The organism is Rhodococcus sp. 27YEA15, from assembly GCF_049739425.1.
Classification (GTDB): Bacteria; Actinomycetota; Actinomycetes; order Mycobacteriales; family Mycobacteriaceae; genus Rhodococcus_F.
On sequence record NZ_JBMHHW010000001.1, the window covers coordinates 3,139,290 to 3,164,176 of the forward strand.

Annotated in this window: 30 protein-coding genes; 12 read left to right on the forward strand and 18 right to left on the reverse strand. The window is 63.7% G+C overall.

All coding sequences use genetic code 11. The annotated features are described in order from the left end of the window. The gene (locus tag ABH922_RS14725) at positions 1–150 is read right to left on the reverse strand and encodes a PLDc N-terminal domain-containing protein (protein ID WP_424807618.1); all 150 of its coding nucleotides are present in this window, start codon (positions 148–150) and stop codon (positions 1–3) included. Between the two features lie 211 nt (positions 151–361). Between ABH922_RS14725 and ABH922_RS14730 the strand changes: the two genes are divergently transcribed. Further along, positions 362–757, forward strand: coding sequence for a hypothetical protein (locus tag ABH922_RS14730; protein ID WP_424807619.1), 396 nt, complete (start codon positions 362–364; stop codon positions 755–757). On the opposite strand, the gene ABH922_RS14735 is transcribed toward ABH922_RS14730, so the two are convergent. Next, positions 748–1,317 carry a TetR/AcrR family transcriptional regulator gene (locus ABH922_RS14735; RefSeq protein WP_424807620.1) on the reverse strand — a complete coding sequence of 190 codons (570 nt, stop codon included), beginning with the start codon at positions 1,315–1,317 and terminating at the stop codon, positions 748–750. The two genes, ABH922_RS14730 and ABH922_RS14735, sit on opposite strands and share 10 nt — an antisense overlap. A gap of 87 nt (positions 1,318–1,404) precedes the next feature. On the opposite strand from ABH922_RS14735, the gene ABH922_RS14740 reads away from it, so the two are divergent. After that, entirely contained in the window at positions 1,405–2,346 is a 942-nt protein-coding gene (locus tag ABH922_RS14740; protein ID WP_424807621.1) for an oxygenase MpaB family protein, read from the forward strand. Positions 2,347–2,349: 3 nt separating this feature from the next. On the opposite strand, the gene ABH922_RS14745 is transcribed toward ABH922_RS14740, so the two are convergent. Continuing rightward, positions 2,350–2,868: a hypothetical protein gene (locus ABH922_RS14745; RefSeq protein WP_424807622.1), complete on the reverse strand. Its 519-nt coding sequence runs from the start codon at positions 2,866–2,868 to the stop codon at positions 2,350–2,352. Then, positions 2,865–4,607, reverse strand: coding sequence for a glycerol-3-phosphate dehydrogenase/oxidase (locus ABH922_RS14750; protein ID WP_424807623.1), 1,743 nt, complete (start codon positions 4,605–4,607; stop codon positions 2,865–2,867). Before ABH922_RS14750 ends, ABH922_RS14745 begins: the two co-directional genes overlap by 4 nt. 103 nt (positions 4,608–4,710) lie before the next feature. Here ABH922_RS14750 and glpK point away from each other — a divergent pair, with 103 nt between their 5' ends. Next, positions 4,711–6,201 (forward strand): glycerol kinase GlpK, encoded by a 1,491-nt coding sequence (gene glpK / locus ABH922_RS14755; protein ID WP_424807624.1) that lies wholly within the window; start codon positions 4,711–4,713, stop codon positions 6,199–6,201. Here glpK and ABH922_RS14760 read toward each other — a convergent pair. Next, positions 6,183–7,370 (reverse strand): PLP-dependent aminotransferase family protein, encoded by a 1,188-nt coding sequence (locus tag ABH922_RS14760; protein ID WP_424807625.1) that lies wholly within the window; start codon positions 7,368–7,370, stop codon positions 6,183–6,185. The two genes, glpK and ABH922_RS14760, sit on opposite strands and share 19 nt — an antisense overlap. A 425-nt stretch (positions 7,371–7,795) precedes the next feature. Then, positions 7,796–9,199 (reverse strand): NAD(P)H-quinone dehydrogenase, encoded by a 1,404-nt coding sequence (locus tag ABH922_RS14765; RefSeq protein ID WP_424807626.1) that lies wholly within the window; start codon positions 9,197–9,199, stop codon positions 7,796–7,798. A gap of 154 nt (positions 9,200–9,353) precedes the next feature. On the opposite strand from ABH922_RS14765, the gene ABH922_RS14770 reads away from it, so the two are divergent. Next, entirely contained in the window at positions 9,354–9,824 is a 471-nt protein-coding gene (locus ABH922_RS14770; protein ID WP_424807627.1) for a gamma-glutamylcyclotransferase, read from the forward strand. A 14-nt stretch (positions 9,825–9,838) separates the two neighbouring features. Here ABH922_RS14770 and ABH922_RS14775 read toward each other — a convergent pair whose 3' ends face one another. Genes ABH922_RS14775 through ABH922_RS14790 form a run of 4 tightly spaced genes read right to left on the reverse strand, consistent with a single transcriptional unit; the run spans position 9,839 to position 13,979 of the window. Then, a complete protein-coding gene (locus ABH922_RS14775; protein WP_424807628.1) occupies positions 9,839–10,906 on the reverse strand; it encodes a hypothetical protein in 1,068 nt (355 codons plus the stop codon). Positions 10,907–10,961: 55 nt separating this feature from the next. Continuing rightward, positions 10,962–12,110, reverse strand: a complete 1,149-nt coding sequence (locus ABH922_RS14780; RefSeq protein ID WP_424807629.1) for a M20 family metallopeptidase — start codon at positions 12,108–12,110, stop codon at positions 10,962–10,964. Then, complete coding sequence (locus ABH922_RS14785) at positions 12,107–13,267, reverse strand: M20 family metallopeptidase (protein WP_424807630.1); 1,161 nt, start codon at positions 13,265–13,267, stop codon at positions 12,107–12,109. The genes ABH922_RS14780 and ABH922_RS14785 overlap by 4 nt, the downstream gene beginning before the upstream one ends. Positions 13,268–13,280: 13 nt before the next feature. Then, positions 13,281–13,979, reverse strand: a complete 699-nt coding sequence (locus ABH922_RS14790; protein ID WP_424807631.1) for an enoyl-CoA hydratase/isomerase family protein — start codon at positions 13,977–13,979, stop codon at positions 13,281–13,283. 67 nt (positions 13,980–14,046) lie between these two features. Here ABH922_RS14790 and ABH922_RS14795 point away from each other — a divergent pair, with 67 nt between their 5' ends. Further along, positions 14,047–14,832, forward strand: coding sequence for a purine-nucleoside phosphorylase (locus tag ABH922_RS14795; protein WP_424807632.1), 786 nt, complete (start codon positions 14,047–14,049; stop codon positions 14,830–14,832). Beyond that, on the forward strand, positions 14,829–16,427 hold the full coding sequence (locus ABH922_RS14800; RefSeq protein WP_424807633.1) for a phospho-sugar mutase: 1,599 nt from the start codon (positions 14,829–14,831) through the stop codon (positions 16,425–16,427). The genes ABH922_RS14795 and ABH922_RS14800 overlap by 4 nt, the downstream gene beginning before the upstream one ends. Here the strand turns inward: ABH922_RS14800 and upp are convergent. After that, positions 16,424–17,047: a uracil phosphoribosyltransferase gene (upp, locus tag ABH922_RS14805; protein WP_424807634.1), complete on the reverse strand. Its 624-nt coding sequence runs from the start codon at positions 17,045–17,047 to the stop codon at positions 16,424–16,426. The genes ABH922_RS14800 and upp overlap by 4 nt on opposite strands. Before the next feature lie 82 nt (positions 17,048–17,129). On the opposite strand from upp, the gene ABH922_RS14810 reads away from it, so the two are divergent. The 3 genes from ABH922_RS14810 (at position 17,130) to ABH922_RS14820 (ending at position 19,537) form a co-directional block, all read left to right on the forward strand. Further along, positions 17,130–17,468 (forward strand): hypothetical protein, encoded by a 339-nt coding sequence (locus ABH922_RS14810; protein WP_424807635.1) that lies wholly within the window; start codon positions 17,130–17,132, stop codon positions 17,466–17,468. Next, positions 17,465–18,424 carry a C40 family peptidase gene (locus ABH922_RS14815; RefSeq protein WP_424807636.1) on the forward strand — a complete coding sequence of 320 codons (960 nt, stop codon included), beginning with the start codon at positions 17,465–17,467 and terminating at the stop codon, positions 18,422–18,424. Before ABH922_RS14810 ends, ABH922_RS14815 begins: the two co-directional genes overlap by 4 nt. A 465-nt stretch (positions 18,425–18,889) precedes the next feature. After that, complete coding sequence (locus tag ABH922_RS14820) at positions 18,890–19,537, forward strand: DUF732 domain-containing protein (protein ID WP_424807637.1); 648 nt, start codon at positions 18,890–18,892, stop codon at positions 19,535–19,537. 311 nt (positions 19,538–19,848) lie between these two features. Here the strand turns inward: ABH922_RS14820 and ABH922_RS14825 are convergent, their stop codons facing one another. Further along, positions 19,849–19,986 carry a hypothetical protein gene (locus tag ABH922_RS14825; RefSeq protein WP_424807638.1) on the reverse strand — a complete coding sequence of 46 codons (138 nt, stop codon included), beginning with the start codon at positions 19,984–19,986 and terminating at the stop codon, positions 19,849–19,851. A 19-nt stretch (positions 19,987–20,005) separates the two neighbouring features. Between ABH922_RS14825 and ABH922_RS14830 the strand changes: the two genes are divergently transcribed. Both ABH922_RS14830 and ABH922_RS14835 read left to right on the forward strand, forming a co-directional pair. After that, the gene (locus ABH922_RS14830) at positions 20,006–20,161 is read left to right on the forward strand and encodes a hypothetical protein (RefSeq protein WP_424807639.1); all 156 of its coding nucleotides are present in this window, start codon (positions 20,006–20,008) and stop codon (positions 20,159–20,161) included. A gap of 280 nt (positions 20,162–20,441) precedes the next feature. Beyond that, entirely contained in the window at positions 20,442–20,669 is a 228-nt protein-coding gene (locus ABH922_RS14835) for a hypothetical protein (protein WP_424807640.1), read from the forward strand. A 317-nt stretch (positions 20,670–20,986) separates the two neighbouring features. Here ABH922_RS14835 and ABH922_RS14840 read toward each other — a convergent pair whose 3' ends face one another. From ABH922_RS14840 to ABH922_RS14860, 5 genes are read right to left on the reverse strand one after another with little or no spacing between them, the layout of a single operon-like run. After that, positions 20,987–21,958 carry a hypothetical protein gene (locus ABH922_RS14840; RefSeq protein WP_424807641.1) on the reverse strand — a complete coding sequence of 324 codons (972 nt, stop codon included), beginning with the start codon at positions 21,956–21,958 and terminating at the stop codon, positions 20,987–20,989. Positions 21,959–21,960: 2 nt separating this feature from the next. After that, positions 21,961–22,314: a phage tail fiber protein gene (locus tag ABH922_RS14845; protein WP_424807642.1), complete on the reverse strand. Its 354-nt coding sequence runs from the start codon at positions 22,312–22,314 to the stop codon at positions 21,961–21,963. 9 nt (positions 22,315–22,323) lie between these two features. Then, positions 22,324–22,638 carry a DUF7264 domain-containing protein gene (locus ABH922_RS14850; RefSeq protein ID WP_424807643.1) on the reverse strand — a complete coding sequence of 105 codons (315 nt, stop codon included), beginning with the start codon at positions 22,636–22,638 and terminating at the stop codon, positions 22,324–22,326. Beyond that, a complete protein-coding gene (locus ABH922_RS14855) occupies positions 22,638–23,165 on the reverse strand; it encodes a translation initiation factor IF-2 N-terminal domain-containing protein (RefSeq protein ID WP_424807644.1) in 528 nt (175 codons plus the stop codon). Before ABH922_RS14855 ends, ABH922_RS14850 begins: the two co-directional genes overlap by 1 nt. A gap of 32 nt (positions 23,166–23,197) precedes the next feature. Beyond that, on the reverse strand, positions 23,198–23,467 hold the full coding sequence (locus ABH922_RS14860) for a hypothetical protein (RefSeq protein ID WP_424807645.1): 270 nt from the start codon (positions 23,465–23,467) through the stop codon (positions 23,198–23,200). On the opposite strand from ABH922_RS14860, the gene ABH922_RS14865 reads away from it, so the two are divergent. Next, complete coding sequence (locus ABH922_RS14865; protein ID WP_424807646.1) at positions 23,466–23,645, forward strand: hypothetical protein; 180 nt, start codon at positions 23,466–23,468, stop codon at positions 23,643–23,645. The genes ABH922_RS14860 and ABH922_RS14865 overlap by 2 nt on opposite strands. 188 nt (positions 23,646–23,833) lie before the next feature. Here ABH922_RS14865 and ABH922_RS14870 read toward each other — a convergent pair whose 3' ends face one another. Beyond that, positions 23,834–24,841 (reverse strand): hypothetical protein, encoded by a 1,008-nt coding sequence (locus tag ABH922_RS14870; RefSeq protein ID WP_424807647.1) that lies wholly within the window; start codon positions 24,839–24,841, stop codon positions 23,834–23,836. Between the last annotated feature and the right edge of the window lie 46 nt (positions 24,842–24,887).

Sequence of the window (24,887 nt, forward strand, 5' to 3'; positions counted from 1 at the left end):
CTACATCGCACGTCGACGGCGCCGATGTGCGAAGAACCATACAGCGGGTCCGACAACAGGCACGAGCACCGAGATGGCGGACCAACCGACTTTCGCCGCGCCGTCCATGTCGGCCCGCGGGATCGACACCACGGCGGCAGTAGTGAGCACGATCCACCCGATCACGAACAGCGATCACCCGGTGTCGTAACCGACCGGCATTGCCGGACTGCGCGTGTCATTCATGTCGCATCCTCACCTGCCCGGCCCCACGGCATCGAGCGTGGGACAGCGTGAAAGTGCATATGGTGCACCGATACCCGACCGGCAGTTCGTACCGACACACTGTGGCCGGCCTGACACACTGTGGTTGGCTGGGGCCATGGAACGAGTGAACTGGCAACGTGCGCGGTCGAGGCTGGACCGGTGGTCCCCGTGGGTGATGTCGATCGCGTTGATCGTCATCGGTATCTCGATCGTCGGTGACGCCTTCACGGAACCGTCTGTTTGGCGCTGGTTCCTGTTGGGATTGTGGACGGTATGCGTGCCGGGCACGCTCCTCGCATGCACGAAAGGACTGCGCTCGGGCGACGGTGAACGAACTCTGCGCGGTCTTGGACCGGCAGACGTTCCGAAGGCGGACGTACACGCCGCGATCGACTCCACGACAGACCTGGTGGCGGCGACAAAAGCTCTGCGGCAACGGCATCGAGGACTTGGCCTGAAGGAAGCTCGAGATCTTGTCACCGCGACCGCCGAGGAATCAGATCAGGGGTGATTGGCCCTGGTGAGCAGCTTGACACAGTGGTCGACAAACCGCGAGCGGTCGACGTCCACACTTCCGTCGAGGTACCCGATGAACAAGGTGAACAATGCACCGACCAGTCCGACGGCAACCAGTTGTTTGTCCACCGGGTCGACGATCTCGGTCAGCTGCCCGTAGATGAGCTGAACGAACGCCGGCATCGATCCGATCCCGCGCCCACCGAGCACCGGCTCGGACAACGGCGCAATGAGTAGAACCCGGCCCATGGCCGGGTCGTCGACCATGAGCTTGACAAATGCGTCGACGGCCGCTTCGGCTACTGCAACGGGGGTGGATTCCCGTTCCACCGCGGACGCGATAGCAGACTGAGCCTGTTCCGCGACAAAGGAATGCACCGCGATGACGTACTGATCACGATCGGTGAAGCTCTCGTAGAAGTATCGCTCGGTCAGTCCGGCTGCTTTGCAGACCGCCCGGACGTTGACCGCCGGGCCGTCGACGGCGCCGAGCAGGGTGACACCGACGTCGAACAACGCCGCTCGTCGTGCTGCGCGGCGTTCCTCGATACTCACCCGTTTGCCTCTGCTCTCCGACTGTCATTCGCCGACCGAGTCATTCTCTTCCTTGACTCCGTTCCCCGACGATCCTAGTCTGACAACATGCGTAGTCAATCTGACGACAGCACAGCCCCGGTCCCACTCGGTCCGGATTCACTGACGTGGAAGTACTTCGGCGACTGGCGAGGAATGCTGCAAGGCGTGTGGGCCGGCTCCATGCAGAACATGCATCCCGGGCTCGGCGCCGGCGTGGAGGAGCATTCGATGTTCTTCGACGAACGGTGGGAACGCCTCTACCGTTCGCTGTATCCGATAGCGGGGGTGGTGTTCGACGGTGACCGCGCCCAGCAGACTGCTGAGGAGATTCGCGGCTACCACACCCGCATCAAAGGAATCGACAAGAAGGGGCGTAGATACCACGCTCTCGATCCCGACACTTTTTACTGGGCTCATGCCACGTTCTTCATGGGCACCATCTTGACCGCCGACAATTTCGCCGGTGGCCTCACCGAAGCTCAGAAAGAACAACTGTTCGTCGAGCACGTCCAGTGGTACCGCCTGTACGGAATGAGCATGCGACCTGTGCCCGAGACCTGGGCGGACTTCAAGATCTATTGGGACGACATGTGCCGCAACGTCCTCGAAGACAACAAGGCAACCCGGGACGTCCTCGATCTGTCCGGCCTCGGTAAACCCCCGTACCTGACGTGGTTGCCGGACCAGATCTGGAACCTCACGCGAAAGCCGGTGGGACGCGGATTCGTCTGGTTGACGGTAGGACTGTACGACCAACCCGTCCGTGATCTGCTCGGCTATTCATGGACTGCCCGCGACGAAATACTGCACACTGCCGTGGGAAGGGGCGTCAACGTGGCCTTCAAGATCGTACCGCGGCGCTACCGCTACCAGCCTCGCGCCCGCGCGGGGTGGGATCGCGCGAGCGGCCGCACACCCGCGGACGCACCGTTGGTCCACACCCCCGCTCGCAACCTGCCGCCGGTGGAGCGCCGGAACAATCCGATGCACTACAGCCCTTCGGTGTAGGGCTCAGCGCCGAAAGGCTTCGACCGCCGCCCGGTGATGCAGAGCCGTCACGGTTTCGATCTGCTTTGTCACCAGCGCGTTGAGTTCTCGGTATTGCTCCTCGGTTTCACCGGCCGGAATGTCTCGAAGCACTTCCCACATCGAGCTTTTCCCACACAGTGCCGTTCGCATCACTTCCAGGGCAGCGAGCCGCACCAAACGGTTCTGCCACAAAGCGTCGACGTGTACTCGGCGTCTGATTCCGTTCACTGCCGCATCGAACTGAGGGAAACGTGGCAACGAAATCGACTGCGTGTCTTCGATCAACATCAGAAGCCGTCCGATTTCGTACTCCAGTTCCGCGGGCAACGAGTCCAGCTCGCCGTCGGCCCACGACCCGTACGAATCAGCCAACGTCCGCGAAAGCTGAAGTCCCACAGCGGCACCACACAGGTGTGTGCCCAGATAGACGGTTGCAATGTGCTCGGCTACCGATTTCGACCCGAATCCGAACAAGAGCCCTCCCCCAGGTGCAGACGTCATACTCGATCAGGAACAACCACTACCGGTTCGAGGATCTGCGTCCGCGATTCCGGTGCTGCCGCGCGTAGGGCGTCAGCGGACTCGTCGTCGGTCTGCGACTGCGACTGCACCTCGGCCTCGACGCGCGCCCGATAGGTCTCGACCTCACGTTCGATGCACTCGCCGTCCCAACCCAGAATCGGGGCGACCAATCCGGCAACCTGCTCTGCACAGTTGACTCCGCGATGCGGATACTCGATCGCGATGCGAGTGCGACGGGCCAGAATGTCGTCGAGGTGGAGCGCACCCTCGGCGACCACCGCATACACGGCCTCGACCTGTAGGTAATCCGGGGCGTCGGTGATCGGGTGCAACAGCTCCGGCGTCAATCGTCCCAGTTCCAGAACTTCGGTGATCAGCGAACCGTACCGATCGAGCAGATGCTTGACCCGGTAAGGATGCAGGCCGTACTGCTCACCCAGCTGCACCGTCTGGTTGACCAGCGCGAAGTATCCGTCGGCCCCCACCAGCGGCACCTTCTCGGTGATCGACGGCGCGACCCGAGCTGGGATGTCCTCCGACGCCACGTCGACAGCGTCTTCGGCCATCACCCGGTACGTCGTGTACTTGCCGCCGGCTATCGCCACCAGACCGGGAGCAACGCGGGCGACCGCATGCTCACGGGAGAGCTTCGAGGTTTCGTCACTCTCGCCGGCCAGCAGCGGCCGCAACCCGGCGTACACCCCGTCGATGTCGTCGTGGGTCAGCGGAGTCACCAACACCGAGTTGACGTGTCCGAGGATGTAGTCGATGTCGGCCTTCGTCGCGGCCGGATGCGCCAGGTCGAGGTTCCAATCGGTGTCCGTGGTTCCGATGATCCAGTGGCTCCCCCACGGGATCACGAAGAGCACCGACTTCTCGGTCCGTAGAATGATCGCCGCCTCACTGACGATTCGATCACGCGGCACCACGATGTGCACCCCCTTCGAGGCGCGCACCCGGAATCGACCGCGCTGACGAGAGAGAGCTTGGATCTCGTCCGTCCACACCCCGGTGGCGTTGATGACGACATGGCCCTTCACCTCGGCGGTACGGCCGTCCTCGCTGTCGCGGACCCGCACCCCGGAGACTCGATCCGCCTCCCGGAGGAAACCCACTACCTGTGTCGACGTCCGGACCACGGCACCGTAGTGTGCGGCGGTGCGGGCGACGGTCATCGTGTGACGAGCGTCGTCGACCACGGTGTCGTAGTACTGGATTCCGCCGGTCAACGAACTGCGCTTGAGGCTCGGTGACATCCGCAACGCCCCGGCCCGCGTGAGATGTTTTTGGGAAGGCACGGACTTGGCACCGCCCATCCGGTCGTACAAGAAGATTCCAGCGGCCATGTACGGCCGCTCCCACACACGGTGAGCCAGGGGGAAGAGGAACTTGAGCGGCTTGACCAGGTGTGGCGCCAATGTGGTCAGAGACAGTTCTCGCTCGCGAAGGGCCTCTCTGACCAGTCCGAACTCGAACTGTTCCAGGTAGCGAAGTCCACCGTGAAACATCTTCGACGATCTACTGGACGTGCCGGACGCGTAGTCGCGGGCCTCGACCAATGCCACCTTCAGTCCGCGAGTTGCTGCGTCCAACGCAGTGCCGACGCCGACGACACCCCCGCCGACCACCACGACGTCGAACTGCTCGGTCTGGAGTTGCTCCCACGCAGCTTCACGCTGCTGAGGTCCGAGGAATTGCGCACCCTGCTGCTTACTCAACCCGGTCTCCTGTGAGTCGACGACGAATCCGATTACAGGCTAGTAGTTTCGTTCCCATACTGCGACAGGCCCCGGAACAGACATCACCGAAGCGAGGAGTCACGTGACTCAGTACATTGCCGCCATCGATCAGGGAACGACGTCGAGTCGGTGCATGATCTTCGACCACGACGGCGCTGTCGTAGCCGTCGCGCAAAAAGAGCACGAACAGATCTTCCCTCGCGCCGGGTGGGTGGAGCACGACCCGATCGCGTTGTGGATGAACACACGCGAAGTGGTGGCAGGTGCCCTCGCGAAAGCCGATCTCACTCGCGCCGACATCGACGCCGTCGGAATCACCAATCAGCGTGAGACCACCGTCGTCTGGGACCGTCAGTCCGGTGAACCCGTCTACAACGCCATAGTCTGGCAGGACACCCGCACCGACAAACTGTGCGTCGAACTCGGCGGCGACGAGGGACCGGACCGGTATCGTGACAAAACCGGTCTGCCACTCTCGACGTACTTCGCCGGACCCAAGATTCGATGGATCCTGGACAACGTCGACGGCGCGCGCCAACGAGCAGAGGCAGGTGAACTCTGTTTCGGCACGGTGGACTCGTGGATTCTGTGGAATCTCACCGAGGGCCTTCACGTGACTGATGTCACCAACGCCTCGCGCACCATGCTGATGAACCTGAGGACCCTGCAGTGGGACGAGTCGATCTGCGCCGATTTCGGAATTCCGGTCTCCATGCTCCCGGAGATCCGCAGCTCGTCCGAGGTGTACGGAACGGTGCGGGCCCGCGGCACACTCGCCGGTGTACCGGTAGCCGGCATTCTGGGCGATCAGCAGGCCGCAACGTTCGGCCAGGCCTGCCTGAGCGAGGGTGAAGCGAAGAATACGTACGGCACCGGCAACTTCATGCTGCTCAACACCGGCACCCAACCGGTGCCGAGCACGAAGGGTCTGCTGACCACTCTCTGCTACCAACTGGGCGACGCACCGGCCGTCTACGCCCTGGAGGGTTCCATCGCCGTCACCGGTTCACTCGTCCAGTGGCTACGAGACAACCTGGGAATCATTCAGAGTGCCAAGGACATCGAGCCTCTGGCTGCGAGCGTCGACGACAACGCCGGAGCCTACTTCGTGCCGGCCTTCTCCGGCCTGTTCGCCCCGCGGTGGCGTCCCGACGCACGCGGTGTGATCGTCGGCCTGACGCGGTTCGTCACCAAAGGACACCTGGCGCGCGCCGCCCTGGAAGCCACCGCGTATCAGACCCGAGAAGTGATCGACGCCATGCGCGCCGACTCCGGCGTAGAGCTCTCCACCCTCAAAGTCGACGGCGGTATGGTCGTCAACGACACGTTGATGCAGTTCCAGGCCGATATTCTCGGTGTCCCCGTCATCCGCCCGGTTGTCAACGAGACCACCGCTCTCGGTGCGGCGTACGCGGCCGGCCTTGCCGTTGGTTACTGGTCCGACACCGAGGACATCCGCAAGAACTGGGCTGTCGGCAAGACGTGGCAACCGAACATGGACGAAACCGAACGCGCACGGCTGTACGCGGAGTGGAACAAGGCCGTCGAACGCACTTACAACTGGTCGGAGTAGGCGCAGAAGGCGGCGTGCAGAGTGCCCGCCGCCTCGACCAATACCGGTTCGGGGTAGGTCGCGAAGCACAGCCGCGCCGACCGTCTCAGATCGGCCTCGACCGCGAACGCACTGCCGGGAACGAACGCAACTCCATGTGCCAGCGCGACGTCGAGCACTGCCGCAGTATCGACGTCCTCGACGCTGTCCATCCAGCAGAACATGCCACCGGCGACGGGTGAGAACTGTGCGTGCGTCTCGAACGAATCAGACAGCGCACCCACCAGGGCACGTGCCCGACCGCCGTACCCGGCGCGCAAGGTCGACAAGTGACCCTCGAACCAGTCGTGATCGCCGAAGAGATCGGCAGCGATCTGTTGGGTCAAGGTAGAACCGCACAGATCGGCGCCTTGTTTGATCAATTCCACGGCTTCGCACACGCGGCGGTCGCCGTGCAGCCAGCCGACCCGCAGTGCGGGTGCCAGCACCTTCGACGCACTCGACAGCCGAATCACCCTCTCCGACAACGCTGCAACGGGCAGGGGCGGCGGCGCATCGAAGTAGAGCTCGCCGTAAGGGTCGTCCTCGAGCACCCAGAATCCGTATCGGTCGGCCAGCGCGGCGAGGTGGGTGCGGCGTTCGTCCGACAGTACGGAGCCTCGGGGGTTGTGGAAGTTGGGAACCGTGTGCACCACTCGCGGCCGCAGACCGTTCACCAGCAGGCCCTCGAGCACGTTCGTGTCCATGCCCTGAGAGTCCAGCGGCACCGGCACCAACTCGACCTGCGCAGTCCGGAAGACCTGCAGCGCACCGGTATACGCCGGATCTTCGACGACAACCTGATCACCCGGATCGAGCAGGACCTGCGCCAGTAGGCTCAAACCCTGCTGGCTGCCGTGTGTGACGACGACGCCTGACGCGTCGAGCGTGCGGCCGATCTTTGCCGACTCGCGGTGCGCGATCACCTCACGAAGACGTCGCACCCCGGACGTCTCGCCGTACTGCACACAGGCAGAATCGGTGAGCGCACTTTGGGCCGCCGCCGAAATGCGTTCGCGAGGAATGAATTCCGGATCAGGTAGACCACCGGCAAGGCTGATGACGTCAGCTCTGGCGGTGAGGGTGAGCAGGTCCCGGATAGCAGAACTGCGGAGCCCGCTCATACGGTCGGACAATGCGGCGTGTGTCATGCGAAACTCCCAGGCACGCGGAAGGGAAGCGAAGGACGGGACGCTCGTGGCCACCGGAGGGTCTACCGGGCGCAAAAGCACCGAATGGCCGACCCCTGGTTCGGTCGGTACCTCGATCATGCCCGAAGACGGCCAATATATGAAACGCTCATCTCATATTCTAGGAATTAGACTGATGTCTGACGACAGCACCCGTTTCGAACAGCATTGCGCGCAAGGCATGGCGGTGTCCCGAACATGGCCGTGAGCCGGCAAATGGCGACATCTCCCGCCAGGCCCCGGAACCGCACGATTCGAACACAACAGATAGGAGTCCGGAAATATCTGCACCACAATCGCTTTCAACACCGGACTCACACCAGAGAGGCCGTGCCGCACACCATGGGGATCGGTGTGCGGCACGGCTCGGACGACAAATCCGGCGGTCAGTCCAGGTCGTCGTGACGCATGAGCTGGCGAGCCGCCTCGGTGATCGACCCGGTCAGTGACGGGTACACCGAGAACGTCTGTGCCAGATCGTTCACCGTGAGGTTGTTCTGCACTGCGATCGCGATCGGAAGAATCAGCTCCGACGCGGTCGGCGCCACGACGACGCCGCCGATGACCACACCGGTGGCGGGGCGGCAGAAGATCTTGACGAAACCGCGACGCAGACCCGACATCTTGGCGCGCGGGTTCGTGTTGAGCGGCAGCATCACAGTGCGAGCGGGAACCTCACCGTTGTCGATCACCGACTGCGAGACGCCGACGGTGGCGATCTCGGGGCGTGTGAACACCGCCGACGCAACCGTCTTCAACTTGATCGGACTCACCCCTTCACCCAGGGCGTGGTACATCGCGATGCGGCCCTGCATCGCCGCAACCGAGGCCAGCGGCAGCAGTCCGGTGCAGTCACCCGCCGCGTAGATCCCCGAGACGGTGGTCCGTGAAACGCGGTCCACCCGAAGGTAGCCGCCCTTGTCCAGTTCGATGCCGACGCGCTCGAGGCCGAGCCCCTGAGTGTTGGGCACCGAGCCCACCGTCATGAGCGCGTGGCTACCCTCGACGACCCGACCGTCGGACAGTTTGACGACGATGCCGTTCTCGGTACGTTCGACCGCATCGGCTCTGGCATGTTTGACCAGCGTGACACCGCGCTCGGCGAGAGCGTCCTCGAGCACGAGGGCTGCGTCGGCGTCCTCACCGGGCAGCACGCGATCACGACTGGACACCAAGGTGACCTTGACGCCCATCTCCGTGTACGCGGAGACGAACTCGGCGCCGGTGACACCCGAGCCGACGACGACGAGGTGCTCGGGTAGCTCGTCCAGGTCGTAGAGCTGGCGCCAGGTCATGATGCGCTCGCCGTCCGGCTCGGCTCCGGGAATGATGCGCGGGCTGGCACCGGTGGCAATGAGAACGACGTCCGCGTCGACGGTCGTGCGCTCACCGTTGTCGAGCGTGGCACACACCTGGTGCGCAGCCATACCGGGCTGCGAGTCGGTGATCTCGGCGGTACCGGAGAGAACCTGCACGCCAACGGTCTGTAGTCGGGCGCGGATGTCCGAGGACTGGGACAGCGCGAGGCTCTTGACCCGGGAATGGATCTTGGGCAACGAGACCGTTGCCTGTTCGGGATCGAGCGTGATGCCCAGATCCGACGCCCGCCGCATATCGGTTCGGATGCCCGTCGAGGCGATGAAGGTCTTGGACGGAACACAGTCGAAGAGCACGCACGCGCCGCCGATCCCGTCCGAATCGACCAGGGTGACCGCTGCTCCGTGCTGCGCGGCGACCAGTGCCGCCTCGTATCCGGCGGGTCCGCCACCGATGATCACGATCCGGGTCATGTGTCCTCCAAGTCGTCGCGCGGCCGGCAGGGGTCTCCCGTCGACCGATGTCACGCTGTTCACGCACCGCGGCGTGCGCAGCGCTTCTACCAGATTACTTGCGGCCTGTGGTCCGCTTCGTCACACCCTCGGTCCACGGTTTAGGCTTGCGGCCGTGTCGATCTATGCCGCATACGGCTCCAACATGCACCCCGAGCAAATGGTGCAGCGCTGTCCGCATTCCCCCATGTCCGGGACCGGGTGGTTGCGCGGTTGGCGACTCACCTTCAGCGGCGAGGACATCGGCTGGGAGGGCGCACTCGCCACCGTCGTGGAGGACCCCGATTCCAGCGTGTTCGTCGTCCTGTACGACGTTCCGGAGGACGACGAGGCCCGCCTCGATCGCTGGGAGGGCACCGAACTCGACATCAACCGCAAGATCAGGGTTCGCGTCGAGACCCAGGAGGGTGCCGTACTCGCCTGGCTCTACGTGATGGACGCCTACGAGGGTGGTCTGCCGTCCGCGCGCTACATCGGGGTGATGGCCGACGCCGCGGAGATCGCCGGGGCCCCGGCCGACTACGTGCGCGATCTACGCACCCGTAACAGCCGCAACGTGGGCCCCGGGAACGGCATCACCGACTGACGGGGAGGCTGTTCTCACACCCACAGGAGGTAGACCAGCACCGCCACTGTCACCACCAGTGCAGCCGCGGCGACAGCGATCAGAGCCCGCTTGCCGCGGCGTTGCGGTTCGTCGTTCTCGACGATCGGCGACTCGGGTTCTTCGGTCGCCGGCGTCTCGGGTTGCACCAATTGGCGGCCGGGCGTGTCGAACACCTCGGTGACGTCGTGGGAGGGCGGCAGACCGATCGGAACTATCTCGTGTGACGACGAAGTGAACCCCGCGGCCAAGATGGCCGCCCCCAACGCCGCCGACTGCTCCGGACCTGGACCGAGTTCGCAACGAACACCCAGCTTTTCGGCGATTCCGGCTGCAATCGACATCATCGCCGCTTTGTCGGTGGCAGGCTCGCCGTCTCCGGTGACGATCACCGCGTCCAGATTCTCCGGTATCCAGCCGAATGCACCGAGAGCCGTCGCCAGTCGCGCACTCGGCGCGCTGGAGTCCCCGGCGAAACCGAACGCTCGACCGGCTGCCACTCCGGAACGAACGAGTGTGACCGCGGCCCCGGTGTCGTCGACGTGGTAGATCCCGATCAACGTTCCGGCCAACGCCGCGATCTCGGATTCGAACCAGGCCGACACCGCTTCGGCATCCGATACCAGGGTGACACGTTCGAGGCCGGCGTAGACCAATGAATCACGCAGAATTGCTGCGGTCGACGAATCCCAGCGCGACGGATAGGTGGCGACGATGTCGGGCGCTCCCCCGCTTCGGCCTCCTCGATCGGGCAACGGTTCGCATTCCTGCAGCAGACATCGAATGGATGTCGCCACCAAGTCCTCTGCGCGGTATCGGGTCTCCGCGGTGCCGGGTACACCGGCCGGATCTCCCACCCGCCCCACGAAACCGGACCAACTCTCGGTGAACTCTCGACCGGCTCCCAGCTCTTCGGTGCCACCGAGAACCGTGGTTCCGTCCTTGCGTTGATGAAGAATCGTGTCCTTGACCAACACCACGGGGTCTGCCGAACCCGGATCGTTCGACGCAACCACCGCTGTCGACACCAGAGTGCCGATCCGCACTCCCACACCTATGGACATGCCTGTACCTTCGCTGAATCCAACACGAAAAACCGTATCCCCGAAGGGGCTAGAGCTAGCCGAGTACCAGACTCGTGAGTACCTTCACTCCCACGCCCAGAGCTCGCTCGTCGAGATCGAAGGTAGGTTGGTGAATGTCGAGCTGCGGACCTTCGCCGGACCATACGCCCAGCCTCGCCATCGCACCCGGAACCGTCTCCAGATACCACGAAAAGTCCTCGCCGCCACCAGATTGCGGCGTGTCAGCCAACGCGTCCTGACCGACGGTACCGATCGCGTCCACGAACATCCGGGTGGAAATTTCGTCGTTGACCACCGGCGGTACCCCGCGTCGGTAGTTGAGTTCGTATCGCACACCGGTGGGGGCGAGCAGGCCGTGCACTATCTCTTTGACCAGGGGCTCGAGAAGTTCCCACGTGCTGTGGTCGCCGGTCCGCACGGTCCCGGTCATCATCCCCGTCCGCGGAATGGCATTGGGAGCCTGACCCGCACCGACCGCGCCCCACACCATCACGGTTCCGGTACGGGGGTCGATTCTCCGGCTCAGCATTCCCGGCAGACCCGTGATGACGGTGCCCAGGGCGTAGATCAGGTCGGTGGTCAGATGCGGACGAGACGTGTGTCCACCCGGCGAATCGAGAATCACCTCGACCGTATCGGCGGCCGACGTGATCGCACCCTCACGCACACCCACCTGGCCGGCCTCGAGGCGCGGATCGCAGTGCAGAGCAAAGATTCTGGACACCCCGTCCAACGCGCCCGCGGCAATCGCATCGAGGGCGCCACCGGGCATGACCTCTTCGGCGGGCTGGAACAGCAACCGTACGCCCACCGGCAAGTCCGGTAACGACGCCAACGCCAGGCCGGCCCCCAGAAGGATGGTGGTGTGCGCGTCGTGCCCGCACGAGTGCGAGACACCGGGAACGGTGGACGCGTAGGTCGCCCCGGTGGCTTCCTGCATCGGCAGAGCGTCCATGTCCGCACGCAGCGCGATCCGCGCACCGTCCGGGCCGATGTCACAGGTCAGGCCGGTGCCACCGGGAAGGATCTTCGGCGACAGCCCGGCCGCCGTCAATCTGCTCGCGACGAACTCCGTCGTGGCGTACTCACGGCGGGCCAACTCGGGGTTGGCGTGGATATGCCGTCGCCAGGCGACGAGATCCTCGGTGTGCGCGTGAATCCACGTATCGATTGCCGCGTTCACCGGCGATCTACTCCTTCCAACAGGCGGGCGCGTTCTTCTGGATCGGACGCTACCCGGACAGCAGTGCGGGCCAACGCTATTGCACCGTCGACTACCGCACGATCGGCAGAGGCAGTGACGCACGCAGCCGCGAACTCCGGCTGATGCGTCACTGCCCCCGACGAATCCAAACCTATGATCGGGTGAATTCCCGGAATCACGTTTGTCACATTACCCATGTCGGTACTTCCCAGTGGACGCGAGCGCTCCCATTCCGGCGCCAGCGGCACTCGTCCCAGGTCGAGGATCTGCTCGCGGTATGCCGCCGTGAGCCACGGATCGGGCGTCAACTCGGTGTAGGTGGGCGATACCGTGCGGATGTCGTGGGTGCAGCCGGTACCGATCGCTCCGGACGCGAAGCAGGCGCTCGCCCGTTCGGTCAGATCGGCCAGCGACGCCGCCGTCTCTGCCCGCAGGTAGTACAGCAGCTCCGAGTGAGCGGGAACGATGTTCGGGGCAGTTCCCCCGTTGCTGACGATGCCGTGAATCTGCTGGCCCGGCAGCAGATGCTGACGCAGGAGCCCCACCGCGACCTGCGCGAGCGTGGCTGCGTCGGCGGCGTTGCGACCGAATTCGGGCGCGGCCGACGCGTGTGCTTCGCGCCCCGAGTACGCGACCGCGATATCGGCCAGCGCCAGCGACGTCGCGCCGACGATGTCGATCGGGCCGGGATGAACCATCATCGCGGCGCCGACACCGTCGAACGCGCCGCGCTCGAGCATGAGGACTTTACCGCCACCGGTTTCCTCGGCCGGGGTTCCGATCACTCGAATCGTGATGCCCAACCGATCGGCCACCGAACTCAGTGCAATCCCGGCGCCCACCGCCGCCGCCGCGATGATGTTGTGTCCGCAGGCGTGCCCGATCTCCGGCAATGCGTCGTACTCGGCGCACACCGCAATGACCAGATCACCACTTCCGTACGTGGCGTCGAACGCAGTCGGCAGGTCGGCAAACCCGGATGTCACGGCAAACCCGTGCTGCGAGAGCAGTTCCGCCACCTTCGCAGCACTTCGGAACTCTTCGAAGGCAAGTTCGGGGTCGGCGTGAATCGAATGCGAGAGCGCGATCAGATCGGTCGCCACGGACCGGACTGCGTTCTCGACGTTCTGATTCACGTCGACCATTGTCTCACCCGAACGAGAAGTTGCTCTTGTCAGTCGGCGTAGCCAGGTCCGCGAGCGCGGCGCGGTGAATTCCGGCCTTGATTCCGGCCAGATTCGCACCGTGTGTGGCCGTCGCGGCTGCTGCTCGTGCTACCGCCGCGGCCAGGACGGAATCACCGTCGGCGATCTCCTGGACGATTCCGGCGGCGAGCGCGTCGGCACCGCCGAACCGACGCGCCGTCGTCATGGCCTCGATGGCCGTCTGCTTCGGCAACCGACTGGTGAGCAAGGACGACATACCGACGGTGAACGGCATGTTCAGGCTCACCTCCGGCAGGCAGTAGTAGCCACGATCGGCGCGCATGACCTGGAAGTCGTGTGCCGACGCGAGCATCGCCCCGGCACCGAACGCGTGCCCCTGCACGGCAGCGACCGTCGCCATGGGGAACGTCAGTAGACGGGTGTAGATCGAGTGCACTTTGTCCAGGTAGCCGGGAAGGCCGTCGAGGTTGGCGAAGATCCAGTTCGTGTCCAGGCCGTTCGTGTAGAACTTGCCCGTGGCGGTGGTGACCAGCGCGGCCGCACCCTCGTGAGCTTCCACCTCGTCGAGCTTGCCGTGGAGTTCGTCGATCCAATCCGGGCCGAAGCGGTTTTCGTTGTCCGCTTCACCCTCGTTGCCGAGGTACAGGATGAATACGTCGCCGTCGCGTTCGAGATAAGGCATGAATGGGAGCGTAACGGTCCACACCTGCGCGTGTGAACCGACCCGACTCGCCAGTAAGGTCGAGCACATGGGAACGATCGCCGAGGCTGCTGCCGCTGCTCTGTCCGCCAAGACCGGGTGTTCGTCACCGTCGGTCGCCGTCGTACTCGGGTCGGGATGGACCGATGCGGCCGACAAGTTCGGTGAGCCCAACGCCGAGATCTCGATGTCCGATCTACCGGGCTTCGCGCCACCGTCGGCTGCCGGACATGCCGGCACCATACGGTCGGTACGAGTGGGTCAGACGAACGTCCTGCTACTTCTGGGCCGTACGCACGCCTACGAGGGCCACGACCTCGCCACTGTGGTTCACCCCGTCCGCACCGCGATCGCAGCGGGCGCGAGCACCGTCATCCTCACCAATGCGGCAGGCGGAATCCGCGAGGGTTACGAGGTGGGCCGGCCGGTCTTGATCAGTGACCATCTGAACCTCACCGCCCGCTCCCCGCTGTCCGGCGCCCAATTCGTCGATCTGGTCGACGCCTACTCACCGACGTTGCGCGAGTTGGCGCGTTCCATCGATCCCGATCTCGCCGAGGGGGTCTACGCCGGACTGCCCGGTCCACACTACGAGACGCCCGCCGAAATTCGGATGCTCCGCACCCTCGGTGCCGATCTGGTCGGAATGTCCACAGTTCACGAGACGATCGCGGCCCGAGCGCTGGGCGCCCGCGTCCTGGGAGTGTCTCTCGTGACCAATCTGGCCGCGGGCATCACCGGTGAGCCACTCGACCATCGCGAGGTACTCGCCGCAGGCAGGGCGTCTGCCACCAGGATGGGATCGCTGCTGCGCGAGTTGGTCCACCGACTGTGAGCTCGCTGCCGTCCGACGTTGCCGCGTGGATCGGCGCGGACCCAGACTCCACGACGCGGGCCGAACTCGAAAGTCTATCCGAAGACGAACTCGCCGAACGCTTTTCATCCGCATTGACATTCGGAACCGCCGGGCTCCGAGGAGTCGTCCGCGCCGGACCCAACGGGATGAACCTCGCCGTGGTCATCCGAACTACGGCCGGCCTGGCCTCCTGGTTGTCCACTCGCACCCCACCCGGATCACTCGTCGTGGTGGGCCGAGACGCCCGACGCGGTTCCGAACAGTTCGCCGTTGCCACCGCGCAAGTCCTGGCGGCCGCCGGCTTCACGGTGACGGTCCTCCCGGAGCCCCTCCCGACGCCGGTCCTCGCATTCGCGGTTCGCGCGCGAAACGCGGTTGCAGGGGTGCAGATCACCGCTTCGCACAATCCGGCTACGGACAACGGCTACAAGGTCTATCTCGCCGGAGGGGCACAACTCGTCTCACCAGCGGATCGGGAGATCGAGAACGAGATCACGAAGATCGGCGGCGCGTCAACGGTTCCCCGTACCGCGGTGAGCTCCGTCGACGGCACGGCTCTCGGCGAGTACATCACGCGCGTGGCGTCACTCCCGCGCGGCACGGCCCGCGCCATCCGGATCGCCCTGACGCCGATGCACGGCGTCGGCGGCGACACGGTCCTGGCTGGGCTACGGTCTGCCGGCTTCACCGATCTGCACGTCGTGGCAGATCAGTTCGAACCAGACCCGAGCTTCGCCACCGTCGAGTTCCCCAATCCGGAAGAACCCGGTGCGACCGACCGTCTCCTGGCCTTGGCCCGCGACGTCGACGCAGATCTGGCGATCGCGCTCGACCCCGACGCCGACCGATGCGCCGTCGGCGTCCGTGACGGGCCGACATGGCGGATGCTTCGTGGCGACGAGACCGGGGCGCTGCTCGGCGATTACGTTCTGGCTGCCGCGCCGAACGAGGCGTTGGTCGCCACGACTGTCGTCTCGTCCACTCTGCTGGGCAAGATCGCGCACGCACGTAACGCCAGAAGTGCCGTCACCCTGACCGGCTTCAAATGGCTGATGCGAGCGGGTGAGGGGTTGGTGTACGCCTACGAGGAAGCCATCGGACACTGTGTGGATCCCGACGCCGTGCAGGACAAGGACGGAATCTCGGCCGCCGTCGTGTTCGCGGACCTCGCTGCTACGCTCGCCGAGCAGGGTCGAACCGTACTCGATGTGCTCGACGACTACGCGCTCGAATTCGGCCTGCACGTCACCGACCAGGTGTCGCGCCGGGTCACGAACCTCGACGACATCAGCGCGATGACCACTCGACTCCGTCGCGAACCGCCTCGCGAACTTGCCGGCGAAACCGTCACCGCCGACGACCTGGCCGAATCCAGCGGGCCGTTACGCACCGACGCCCTCGTCTTCACCGGCGAACACACCCGCGTGGTGGTGCGCCCGTCCGGTACCGAACCGAAACTCAAGTGCTATCTCGAAGTGACCGTTCCGGTAGCCGATCGTGCGGACCTGGAAGCGGCCCGTGTGCGGGCGAAGACTCGCATCGACGAATTACGAGCCTTCGCCCTCGCTCTCTAACGTGGTCCGAATTGACGATCCCCGGCGTCACCGAGTCCGGGGACGATGAAGGCATTCTCGTCGAGGCCGTCGTCGATGCTCGCGATGACAAGTCGCACGGGATGCCCGGACTCCGCCAACGCATCGACACCGGCAGGGGCCGCGACCACGCAGACGGCCGTGACATCGGTAGCTCCACGGGCGACCAGCAGGTCGATGGTATGCACCATCGAGCCGCCGGTGGCGAGCATCGGGTCGAGTACGAACACGGGGATTCCGGACAGATCCGCGGGCAGCGATTCCAGGTACGGAACCGGTTGGTGCGTCTCTTCGTCCCGGGCCATACCGACGAAGCCCACCCCCGCCGACGGGATCAGGGCGCTGGCCTGCTCCACCATGCCCAGGCCTGCACGCAGTACCGGAACCAACAGCGGCGGCTTGGCCAACCGAATGCCCACCGTGGCGGCAACAGGCGTCTGAACTGGGAACTCTTCCACCTCGGCGTCGCGCATGGCCTCGTAGACCAGCATATGCGTCAACCGCCTCAGGGCCGATCGGAACGTTGCGTTGTCACTGCGTGCATCACGCATTGTGGTCAGAAGAGCGGCTGCGAGGGGATGGTCGACTACGTGCGTATGCATGAAGAAAAGGATAGTTCGTCGGGAACCGATCGAAACTCGGCGGCGTCCAACTGGCAGTAAGGGCAACGGGGGGGAAGAGAAGTTGACAGAACTTTCACTGAACATGGGGGCCGTCGCGGAGTTCGGTGCGGGGGTGCACGCGATGGCCGACGCGGTCCGACAAGCGGGCCTGGCAGTCTCGTCCGGAGACCACGGCGTTCTCGCGGTCGTCCTGGGACTCGTCGGCGAAGAATTCGTCGACGTCGCCGATGCAGCCAGACAATCTCACCTCACCGATATAGACCGCCTGACCGCGGTCATCGCGAGTGTCGGCGACGCAACCCGCGATGCACACCGGATCTACGTCGATGCCGAGAGTGCGGTACGCGCAGGCCTCGAGGCGGCAGCCACGGCAGGCCTCCCCCGCGGAGTCGACCGATGATTCCCGTCGACGCATTGGCCAGGCCGATCATCGACCTGGTCCAGACGCTCGGAACCGGACCGAGCGGTAACGCCGGACCGGATGTCGGGATACGGGTTGCCTCGGATGCACTGGAAATCGCGTATCAACTCGGCAAGGCTGCGCTGAACGAGTTGGCGGCATCGGGCAGCACGTCCACCGCAATCACTGCGGCAACGATCACGACCGAGCAAACCCAGGCCGCCACCAGCGCGCTCGCGGTCCGCGGAACCGATATCGCGGACGTCGTCGACGAAGCCTCGGGAATCGTCTCGTCGGGAATTTCCGAACTCGGTGCAATCCTGCAGTCGTTCCTCTCCCTCGCCACCTCGGCCGGGCCGACACTTGCCACTCCTGCCGGTCAACTGATGCTTCTCGCTGCGGCGATCGAACATCTCGGACGGGCTGTGGCAGTCGTCGAACGGCTGCGTAGCGAACTGAGTTCGGCCACGTCCAAGATGGCTGCGCTCGTTCCACCGATCTCGATACCCGAACCGGCCCTCGGCGGATCCACCTCCGCCGGAAGTTCGAGTTCCTCGATCGACCACGCCGTCGGGTCGGCCTCCTCCGGTGGCTGCGGCGGCGGTTCTCCGGAGTCCGGTTCGGTTGGGGCTGAAGGTGTGGAGATCGAGTTGCCCGACGGCTCGATCGCCACGGCACCCAATGCCGAGGCGGCCGCAGCCGTCCGCAATGCACTCACGCAACAGGGTGTCCCGTACTCGTGGGGTGGCACCACCCCTGGAGTGGGTTTGGACTGCAGCGGACTGACGCAGTGGGCGTACGGCCAGGCCGGCGTCGACATTCCGCGACTGGCCCAAGAACAGGATGTCGGGTCCGCGGTGAACCAGAACGATCTGCGGCCCGGCGACCTCGCCGTCTGGGACGGACACGTCGCGATGGTGATCGGAAACGGCCAGATGGTGGAGGCCGGGTGTTAATACAGTTTTCGATTGCAGTTCAGCGGCCTGGCGGTGGTTCGCCTTGTGTGATTGTCGCTGACCCATCCTTGTACCTACCGTCCGGTTCGTCTGGTTCAATGCAGGCATGTACATGCCTCCTACTCCGTCGCAGGCGACGTCGCTGCGCACGTTCAAGAGGGTGACGGTAGTTCTCGCGGTCGCCTCGCTGCTCGCCATAGTCGTCGCCTTGGGGTCTGACGCTAGGAGTGAATCGAACGTCTTTACGCGGTCGGTGAACTGCGGTTCATTCGCAAGCCCTAGCTCCTACGCCGACGTTGGTTCCGGCTATTTCTGGGAGTGCAAGGAGGCCCATTCAGCGCGCGAGGGTTACGCGGGCATTGCTCTTGGTGCGACCGCAATTTTCGGAGTCGTCGCCTTGGTTCTTGGGCGTTCGGAGCGAAACGCCGAGAGGGAGTATCAGCAACAACTCGACAGGTGGCAGCAGTGGCAGGCTCAGCAGTCAATGCAACCTCAAAATCCCCAGCAGCCGCCGATGCAAGGTCTGCAATGAAGAGGATTCTCGCCGCGGTTGCGGCCATTAGTGCCGCGTTACTGATAAGCGGTTGCTCAAGCAATGGCGAGCCGGAGATTGACCTTGCGGCCGAACGTGAGAAGTATTGCGAAGCGTTCGCGCGGGTTACGCCCGGCATATTGGAAATCGCGGAATCAATCAAAGTGTTGAGCGACGAAACCGCGTCCACCAAAGAGCGGTCGGCGGCTATGGAGAAGCAAATGGACGCGGCGGGCCGCGAAAACCCATACGACTGCAATTCGGAAGAAGACCAGGAAAGATTCGACGAATATTTCGCGGGGGCAATGGCCGAGAAGTCGATTACGGTCACGACCTCCGCGCCGAAACGGAAGTCGCCGGACGAGATATTCGAGGCTGCGCTCGATCCGTATTGGAGTCTTTCTGTGTCGATCTCCAAGAGTGTTGCAGAGTCGGTGTGTGAGCAGTTGAATCTGGGGGTTAGCCGGACGCTAGTGGTGTCGGTATTGCTGGACACTTGGGAGAATGAGCCCGAGCGTGTCGCGAACCTCTATGAGGCTGCAACGACAGCGTATTGCCCAAAATTCGCTCCGGTTCGCTGACGCGCAGATAATGCCCCCAACCTTTCGAGGTTGGGGGCATTTTCATGTCGGATGATGCTCGCACGGGGGTATGTAGATTTCGGCTCCGCAGGCGCGGCAGTAGTGGGTGCGGTGACCTCCACGGCGACGGGTGGGGCAGTCACAGAACTCCCATCCGACGAGTCCGCGGTTAGGTCCGAGTTGGTGGCCGTTGGGGCAGTGAGTGGGTGCGTGTTCGATTTCGATCATGGCCCATGTTCGCACACATGTTCGAACGCTGCTAGGGTCGCCGGGTGGGGCCGGGAGGGTAAGGGAAGACCAGCCCGGCCCCGCTATCTCTGGCTGTCGGGCGGCTGCTTCAGCTCGATCAGCTCGGCCTCGGGCGCATCTTTCCACCGGTACGCCCAGCGTCCGTCAGGGAGTTTCACGGTGCCGGGCTGCCCCTCGTCGGGGTCGGGTTCGAACGTCATGTCCTGATTGTCTCAGGTGGTGGCGTCCGTATTCGGCGAGGAGTGCGAGCGTCCGCTGATGCCGCACGATGATCGCAGGATCGTCGGGATTCTCGCCCGCTTCGAGGTAGGCGGCGCGATCGTACTGGTCCATACCGATTTGACGCTGCGGTGCGGCATGTGGTTCCCGTGGTGAGTAGAGAACCCCCAGGGGCTGCCTGGGGGTTGGTGTGTGGCCGTCTCTCGTTAATACCGTGATCCGGGTCGTTACCCTCGTGGCGATCATTCCCGCGTCTGACGCTCTGTCGGTGTTTGTCGGTGAATCCGTGGGCCACTCTCTGTTGTTATGACACAACAATAGCATCGTCACGATGCGTTTGCAAGAGTGGAATCAGTTTTTCTTCAACCTTTTTCAGTGTTGACGAAGCATCGTTACGATGCTACAGTTAGGACAACGCCAACGAGGGAGACAGAAAATGACCGCCACACTCACCGCCACCGCAACACTCCAAATCATCTACACCGCAGACCGCTACCGGGTCATCACCGAAATCTACGCAGGCGAAGCGGAAGCCCTCACCGACCTGATCGGATTCGCACAGGACGAAGGACTCCGGCTGACCTCCACCATCGAGGACGGGGAAATCCAGTGGGTGATGCTGGACAGCGCAGGTGAGACGGGCGCGATTGCTTCGATCTTCTAGCCGGGAGGCCCCTTCGGGGGCCTTCTTGTGGTTGGCGGTTATGGTTGCATCGTCACGATGCAGTAGATCGTTGCGCTAAGTAAAGATTACCCGGAAGGTTTCTGATGATCCGATTCTTGTCCCGCACACAGGTAGGCGAACGCATCGGCGTGAAACCGACCAGCCTCGGACGGTACGATCTGCCGGAGCCTGACGCGATGATTGGTGATGCTCGCGGCTGGACTGAGGAAACCATCGACCGGTGGGATGCGGAGCGTACGAAGCGCAGCTAAAACACAAAAAGCCCCCACCTCGCGATGAGGTGGGGGCTTTGTCGATCAGGTGATGCGGACGTACGTGGCCGCGCCACCCTTGATGGTGTAGTAGCCGCTGTTCACGGACGATCTGGCCGTGACCGTGATTACGTCACCCACTGCCACCGCAAAAGGCGGCGACGAGGACATTGGGGTGTTCGTGACCGCGTTCGGGGTCGACGTTGCCGAGGTGAACTGGTGAATCTGAACGCCGTTCTTCAGGATGCGGAACGTCATCGTCGTTGCGCCGTTGTAGTCGTTCTGCCACGAGAACGCAGCCTGTACCACCGCATCCGACTTGTTACCCCGAGCGACCACGCCGTTCCCGCTGACCGTCGAGCCGGGATCCGCAGTCCAGCCGGTGACGTTTTTGTTGGGCGTGTCGAAAAGTTGCAGATCGCCGTTTTTCGTCATCCCGGACGGGGTGAATGCGGTGATTGTGCCCGCAGACGTGATGTCGACAGACGTAGTCGAGTTGATGACACCCACCGGGACGGCTGTCGATGTTGAGTTCACATCCACCGTGCTCGTCCCCGTGAAGCTCGTCGTCGGCACTGAGGTGATGTCGGACTCGATCTCCACGGATGTCTGCGAGACTACAACCGCTGCCAGTCCAGCCAGGATTACTGCGGACCCGATATCGACCACAGTGCCTGCCGCGGCCGTCGGCGACGGAGTGACAGCCGATGTGGACAGGATGTCCACGACCGTCTCGGAGACCACGACGTCGAAGACCTGCTGAACGGTCGACAGGACATCCACGGACGTCTGCGCGAGAATCATTACCGACGGGACCGCGATCACCGACGATCCTAGATCGACCACCGTTTCGACCTGATGCCACGGAACCCCAATCACGACACTCGACGACAGAATGTCGACGACAGTTTCGGAGTCGATGAAAAACACGGGGATCGGCAACGGCGGGAACGCGGCCAGCCCAGCGTCCGGGCCCGGAAAACGGGCTACCCCGATATCAGGGGCCGGGAACGTCATGGCTACGGAGCTGTCGTTACGTACGGGATGCTGATCTTGTGCGTGACCTTCGCTTCGCCGGCGGGCGAGATGGTGATGTCAGGGTTGTCGATGATCTCGATGAGTGTCGTACCGCTCCACCGGCACATGTGGGTATAGGTGTTCGCGGCCACCTGGAATACCATCTGCGCGGTCTGCGTGGCACCAAGAGCGGCTGTGCCGAATGCTCCCGTCTGACGGGCGTAACCCGCGCCGGATGCTTCATTGGATGTTCCTGCAGCGCCGGGGTTTCCGGTGTGCAGCGAGAAGGTGTTTCCCTTGGCCGCGAAGTCGGACGCGATGGCGTTGGCGGATGCTACGGGGCAAATGATTGGCATGGCATGTCCTTAGGATTTGACTTGAGTTCGACGGCAGCGCCCAATCTTCCAGGCGTAGTCGTCGAATGTGGAGGTGGTCAGGTTGGGGTATCGGACGAAGATCGTGTATTCGGTGTTCTCTGGAATAAGGTCTGCGACTTCGGATTCGACCCGCCAGGCTGCTCGACTGCCCGCGATGGTGGCGGGCCAGGTCGCTCCGGATGCCCATTTGATTTCGATGACCGTATTGGTAGGGAATGGGCCGTCGTCACGGTCTCGGGAGTAGATCCAGTCCGCGCCTTTGGTGAGGTCGATGGCCTCGCGGATGGGTCGCCAGCCTGCCATCAGTTCCCCTTTCCGTAGATGTCGCGCATGATGTCGGCGGTGTCTGGGTCGACGTTGGATGATGCGCTGGTGATGTCGTGGCCGTGGTCTTGGAGTGTTTCGAGTAGTTCGGTGGATGTGGTGCCGAGTTCTTTTGCGAGGGCGTGCACCCGGATGGGTAGTCGCTCCGACTCTGGTTCGGGCTCTTCGGTTGTGGGTTCGTCGATCTCGGCGGGACTGTCGTCGACCACCGGATCGGGCACCACAATCTCGTAGCCGCCAGCCAGGACGAGCGCGAACGCCGCTGCGTCGTCGATCGTGGAATCGTCGCCATGCAACGTGAACGAACCAGGCAACGCGACGTTAATCATCGGTGTCTCATCTGTGCGTTTAGGCACGATCGTTGCAGATGGTTTCGCTGGCCCATATCCGGGTGAAATGAAAATAATGATGTCGGTATGCCCCGCGAGGGGCGGGTCGAGCCTGTAATGGTTCGCGGGACCAGCGAACGTAATGTCGTCGCGGTCAACCAAAAATGCTGTAGCCAATGTCTATCCCTCCGAAATGTATTCGATAAGCGTCAGCAGCCCGCCGCCACCCCTGCCGCCGTCAAAACTCGGGGACTGACCACCGCCACCACCCCCAGCGGGAAAACCGCCCGCATTACCAGTAGATCCGCCGCCGCCACACTGGGAGGTCTGCCACAGATCCGGATACGAACGACCAGCCGGCACATGCCCCGACATGCCTCCCGAAAATCCGCCACCACCAGCACCCCCACCGCCACCAGCAGAAAAATCCACCGGCCCCGACGATGCGGACTCGCCAGGCTGACCGGCCTGCCCACCATGAGCGCCCCGATACATGCCGAAACCACCCATGCCGCGCATCGTCGTAGTAGCACCCTGACCGCCGCCTACGCGAATAAAATTGCCGAACCAAGTGTCTCCACCGTCGCCGCCACTACGGTTCACGGCACCCCCGCCAACACCCGCAAGCCCAACCTGGTATTCCACCTCATCAGGTAGCTCCCATTCCCCGATAGGCGTTTTCGTGTACGCGGATGCTCCCCCTCCGCCCCCATAACCGGGGCCGTTCCCTGACGGCCAACTACCACCACCGCCAGCGCCACGAGCAACAACCCGGCCGATCGAAATAAGATTGGCCGGCTTCACCCATATCCCGGATGTAGTGAGTACGCGCAGATTCACAATCATCAGGTAGCCGCCCTGCGAGTTTCGATCACCCAAAGCCGGGCTTCGCCGCCCTTACCGCCTGACGAGAAACTGTTCAGCCCTCCACCGAAACCCCCGCCGCCGCCACCGCCAGGGAATCCACCAGCACCACCGGACTCGCCGGCATTCCGGGCACCACCACCACCGGAAGCACCCGCCGCGATAATCGGGTTTGGTGACACGCCAGGCTGCCCCGGACCGCCACCGGTGGTAGCCACACCAGCGCCGCCGGTACCCGCATTCGAACGGTTAGCGCATCCGCCGCCGCCACCGCCACCACCCCCGCCGAGGAAATCGTATGGGGAGATGGATGATTCACCATTCGTTCCGCCAGCACCATTCGACTGCGGAGTCTGAGAACCATAGCCTCCATCGCCGCCGGGCACCATGCCGCTGCCACCCTTACCGCTGACAGCTGGGATAGTGTCACCAACCGCAGCACCGAAACCGCCCTCGAAAACTACCAGCGGTTGCGCAAGATTCGATCCGAAAACAATGTTTCCGCCCGCAGAGCCAGCCCCACCGGAGCCCGTACCACCATTGCCTGCCGCATAGATGGTGACGTAAATCCAGTCGTAATCATCGCCAGTTTTCGGTAGAAGATCCGCATATATTCTGGTGATGCCGCTCAAGTTTCGTTGACCGCCACCCCCGCCGCCGGACCCTCCGCGCTGGCCTCCCGGCGCAAGGTTCCACGACCCCGCCGCGCCGCCAGCACCCGCAGCAACACCAATCAACTCCGCATAAATCAAATCCTGCGGAGGACGCCACCACCCCGAATGCCCATCGAACCGTACCGCTTCACCCTGCAGAATCGATTGCCTCACTGCCTCTTCTGCAGCCGTGATCCGGGCCTCGTGATTCGTAATGATCGCCAACTGCTGCTCCAGTGGCATCCGCACATTCAGCCGATGCGAGTTCTGCGCACCCTGCCACCTCCCCATCGCACCGTTGGTGATCCTGGCTTTCGCTTCCTCCTCCGTCTGCACCTGTTGCGCACGGAAAAGGCCCCGGCCGAGAGACCCCTCGGGGATC

Excerpts from the sequence above, each read along its gene's own strand:
- ABH922_RS14730 (WP_424807619.1), top strand. The coding sequence starts at position 362 with ATGGAACGAGTGAACTGGCAACGTGCGCGGTCGAGGCTGGACCGGTGG.
- ABH922_RS14740 (WP_424807621.1), top strand. The coding sequence starts at position 1,405 with ATGCGTAGTCAATCTGACGACAGCACAGCCCCGGTCCCACTCGGTCCG.
- ABH922_RS14745 (WP_424807622.1), bottom strand. The coding sequence starts at position 2,868 with ATGACGTCTGCACCTGGGGGAGGGCTCTTGTTCGGATTCGGGTCGAAA.
- ABH922_RS14760 (WP_424807625.1), bottom strand. The coding sequence starts at position 7,370 with ATGACACACGCCGCATTGTCCGACCGTATGAGCGGGCTCCGCAGTTCT.
- ABH922_RS14765 (WP_424807626.1), bottom strand. The coding sequence starts at position 9,199 with ATGACCCGGATCGTGATCATCGGTGGCGGACCCGCCGGATACGAGGCG.
- ABH922_RS14775 (WP_424807628.1), bottom strand. The coding sequence starts at position 10,906 with ATGTCCATAGGTGTGGGAGTGCGGATCGGCACTCTGGTGTCGACAGCG.
- ABH922_RS14790 (WP_424807631.1), bottom strand. The coding sequence starts at position 13,979 with ATGCCTTATCTCGAACGCGACGGCGACGTATTCATCCTGTACCTCGGC.
- ABH922_RS14795 (WP_424807632.1), top strand. The coding sequence starts at position 14,047 with ATGGGAACGATCGCCGAGGCTGCTGCCGCTGCTCTGTCCGCCAAGACC.
- upp (WP_424807634.1), bottom strand. The coding sequence starts at position 17,047 with ATGCATACGCACGTAGTCGACCATCCCCTCGCAGCCGCTCTTCTGACC.
- ABH922_RS14815 (WP_424807636.1), top strand. The coding sequence starts at position 17,465 with ATGATTCCCGTCGACGCATTGGCCAGGCCGATCATCGACCTGGTCCAG.
- ABH922_RS14825 (WP_424807638.1), bottom strand. The coding sequence starts at position 19,986 with ATGACGTTCGAACCCGACCCCGACGAGGGGCAGCCCGGCACCGTGAAA.
- ABH922_RS14835 (WP_424807640.1), top strand. The coding sequence starts at position 20,442 with ATGACCGCCACACTCACCGCCACCGCAACACTCCAAATCATCTACACC.
- ABH922_RS14840 (WP_424807641.1), bottom strand. The coding sequence starts at position 21,958 with ATGACGTTCCCGGCCCCTGATATCGGGGTAGCCCGTTTTCCGGGCCCG.
- ABH922_RS14845 (WP_424807642.1), bottom strand. The coding sequence starts at position 22,314 with ATGCCAATCATTTGCCCCGTAGCATCCGCCAACGCCATCGCGTCCGAC.
- ABH922_RS14850 (WP_424807643.1), bottom strand. The coding sequence starts at position 22,638 with ATGGCAGGCTGGCGACCCATCCGCGAGGCCATCGACCTCACCAAAGGC.
- ABH922_RS14865 (WP_424807646.1), top strand. The coding sequence starts at position 23,466 with ATGAGCGCCCCGATACATGCCGAAACCACCCATGCCGCGCATCGTCGT.
- ABH922_RS14860 (WP_424807645.1), bottom strand. The coding sequence starts at position 23,467 with ATGGTGGGCAGGCCGGTCAGCCTGGCGAGTCCGCATCGTCGGGGCCGG.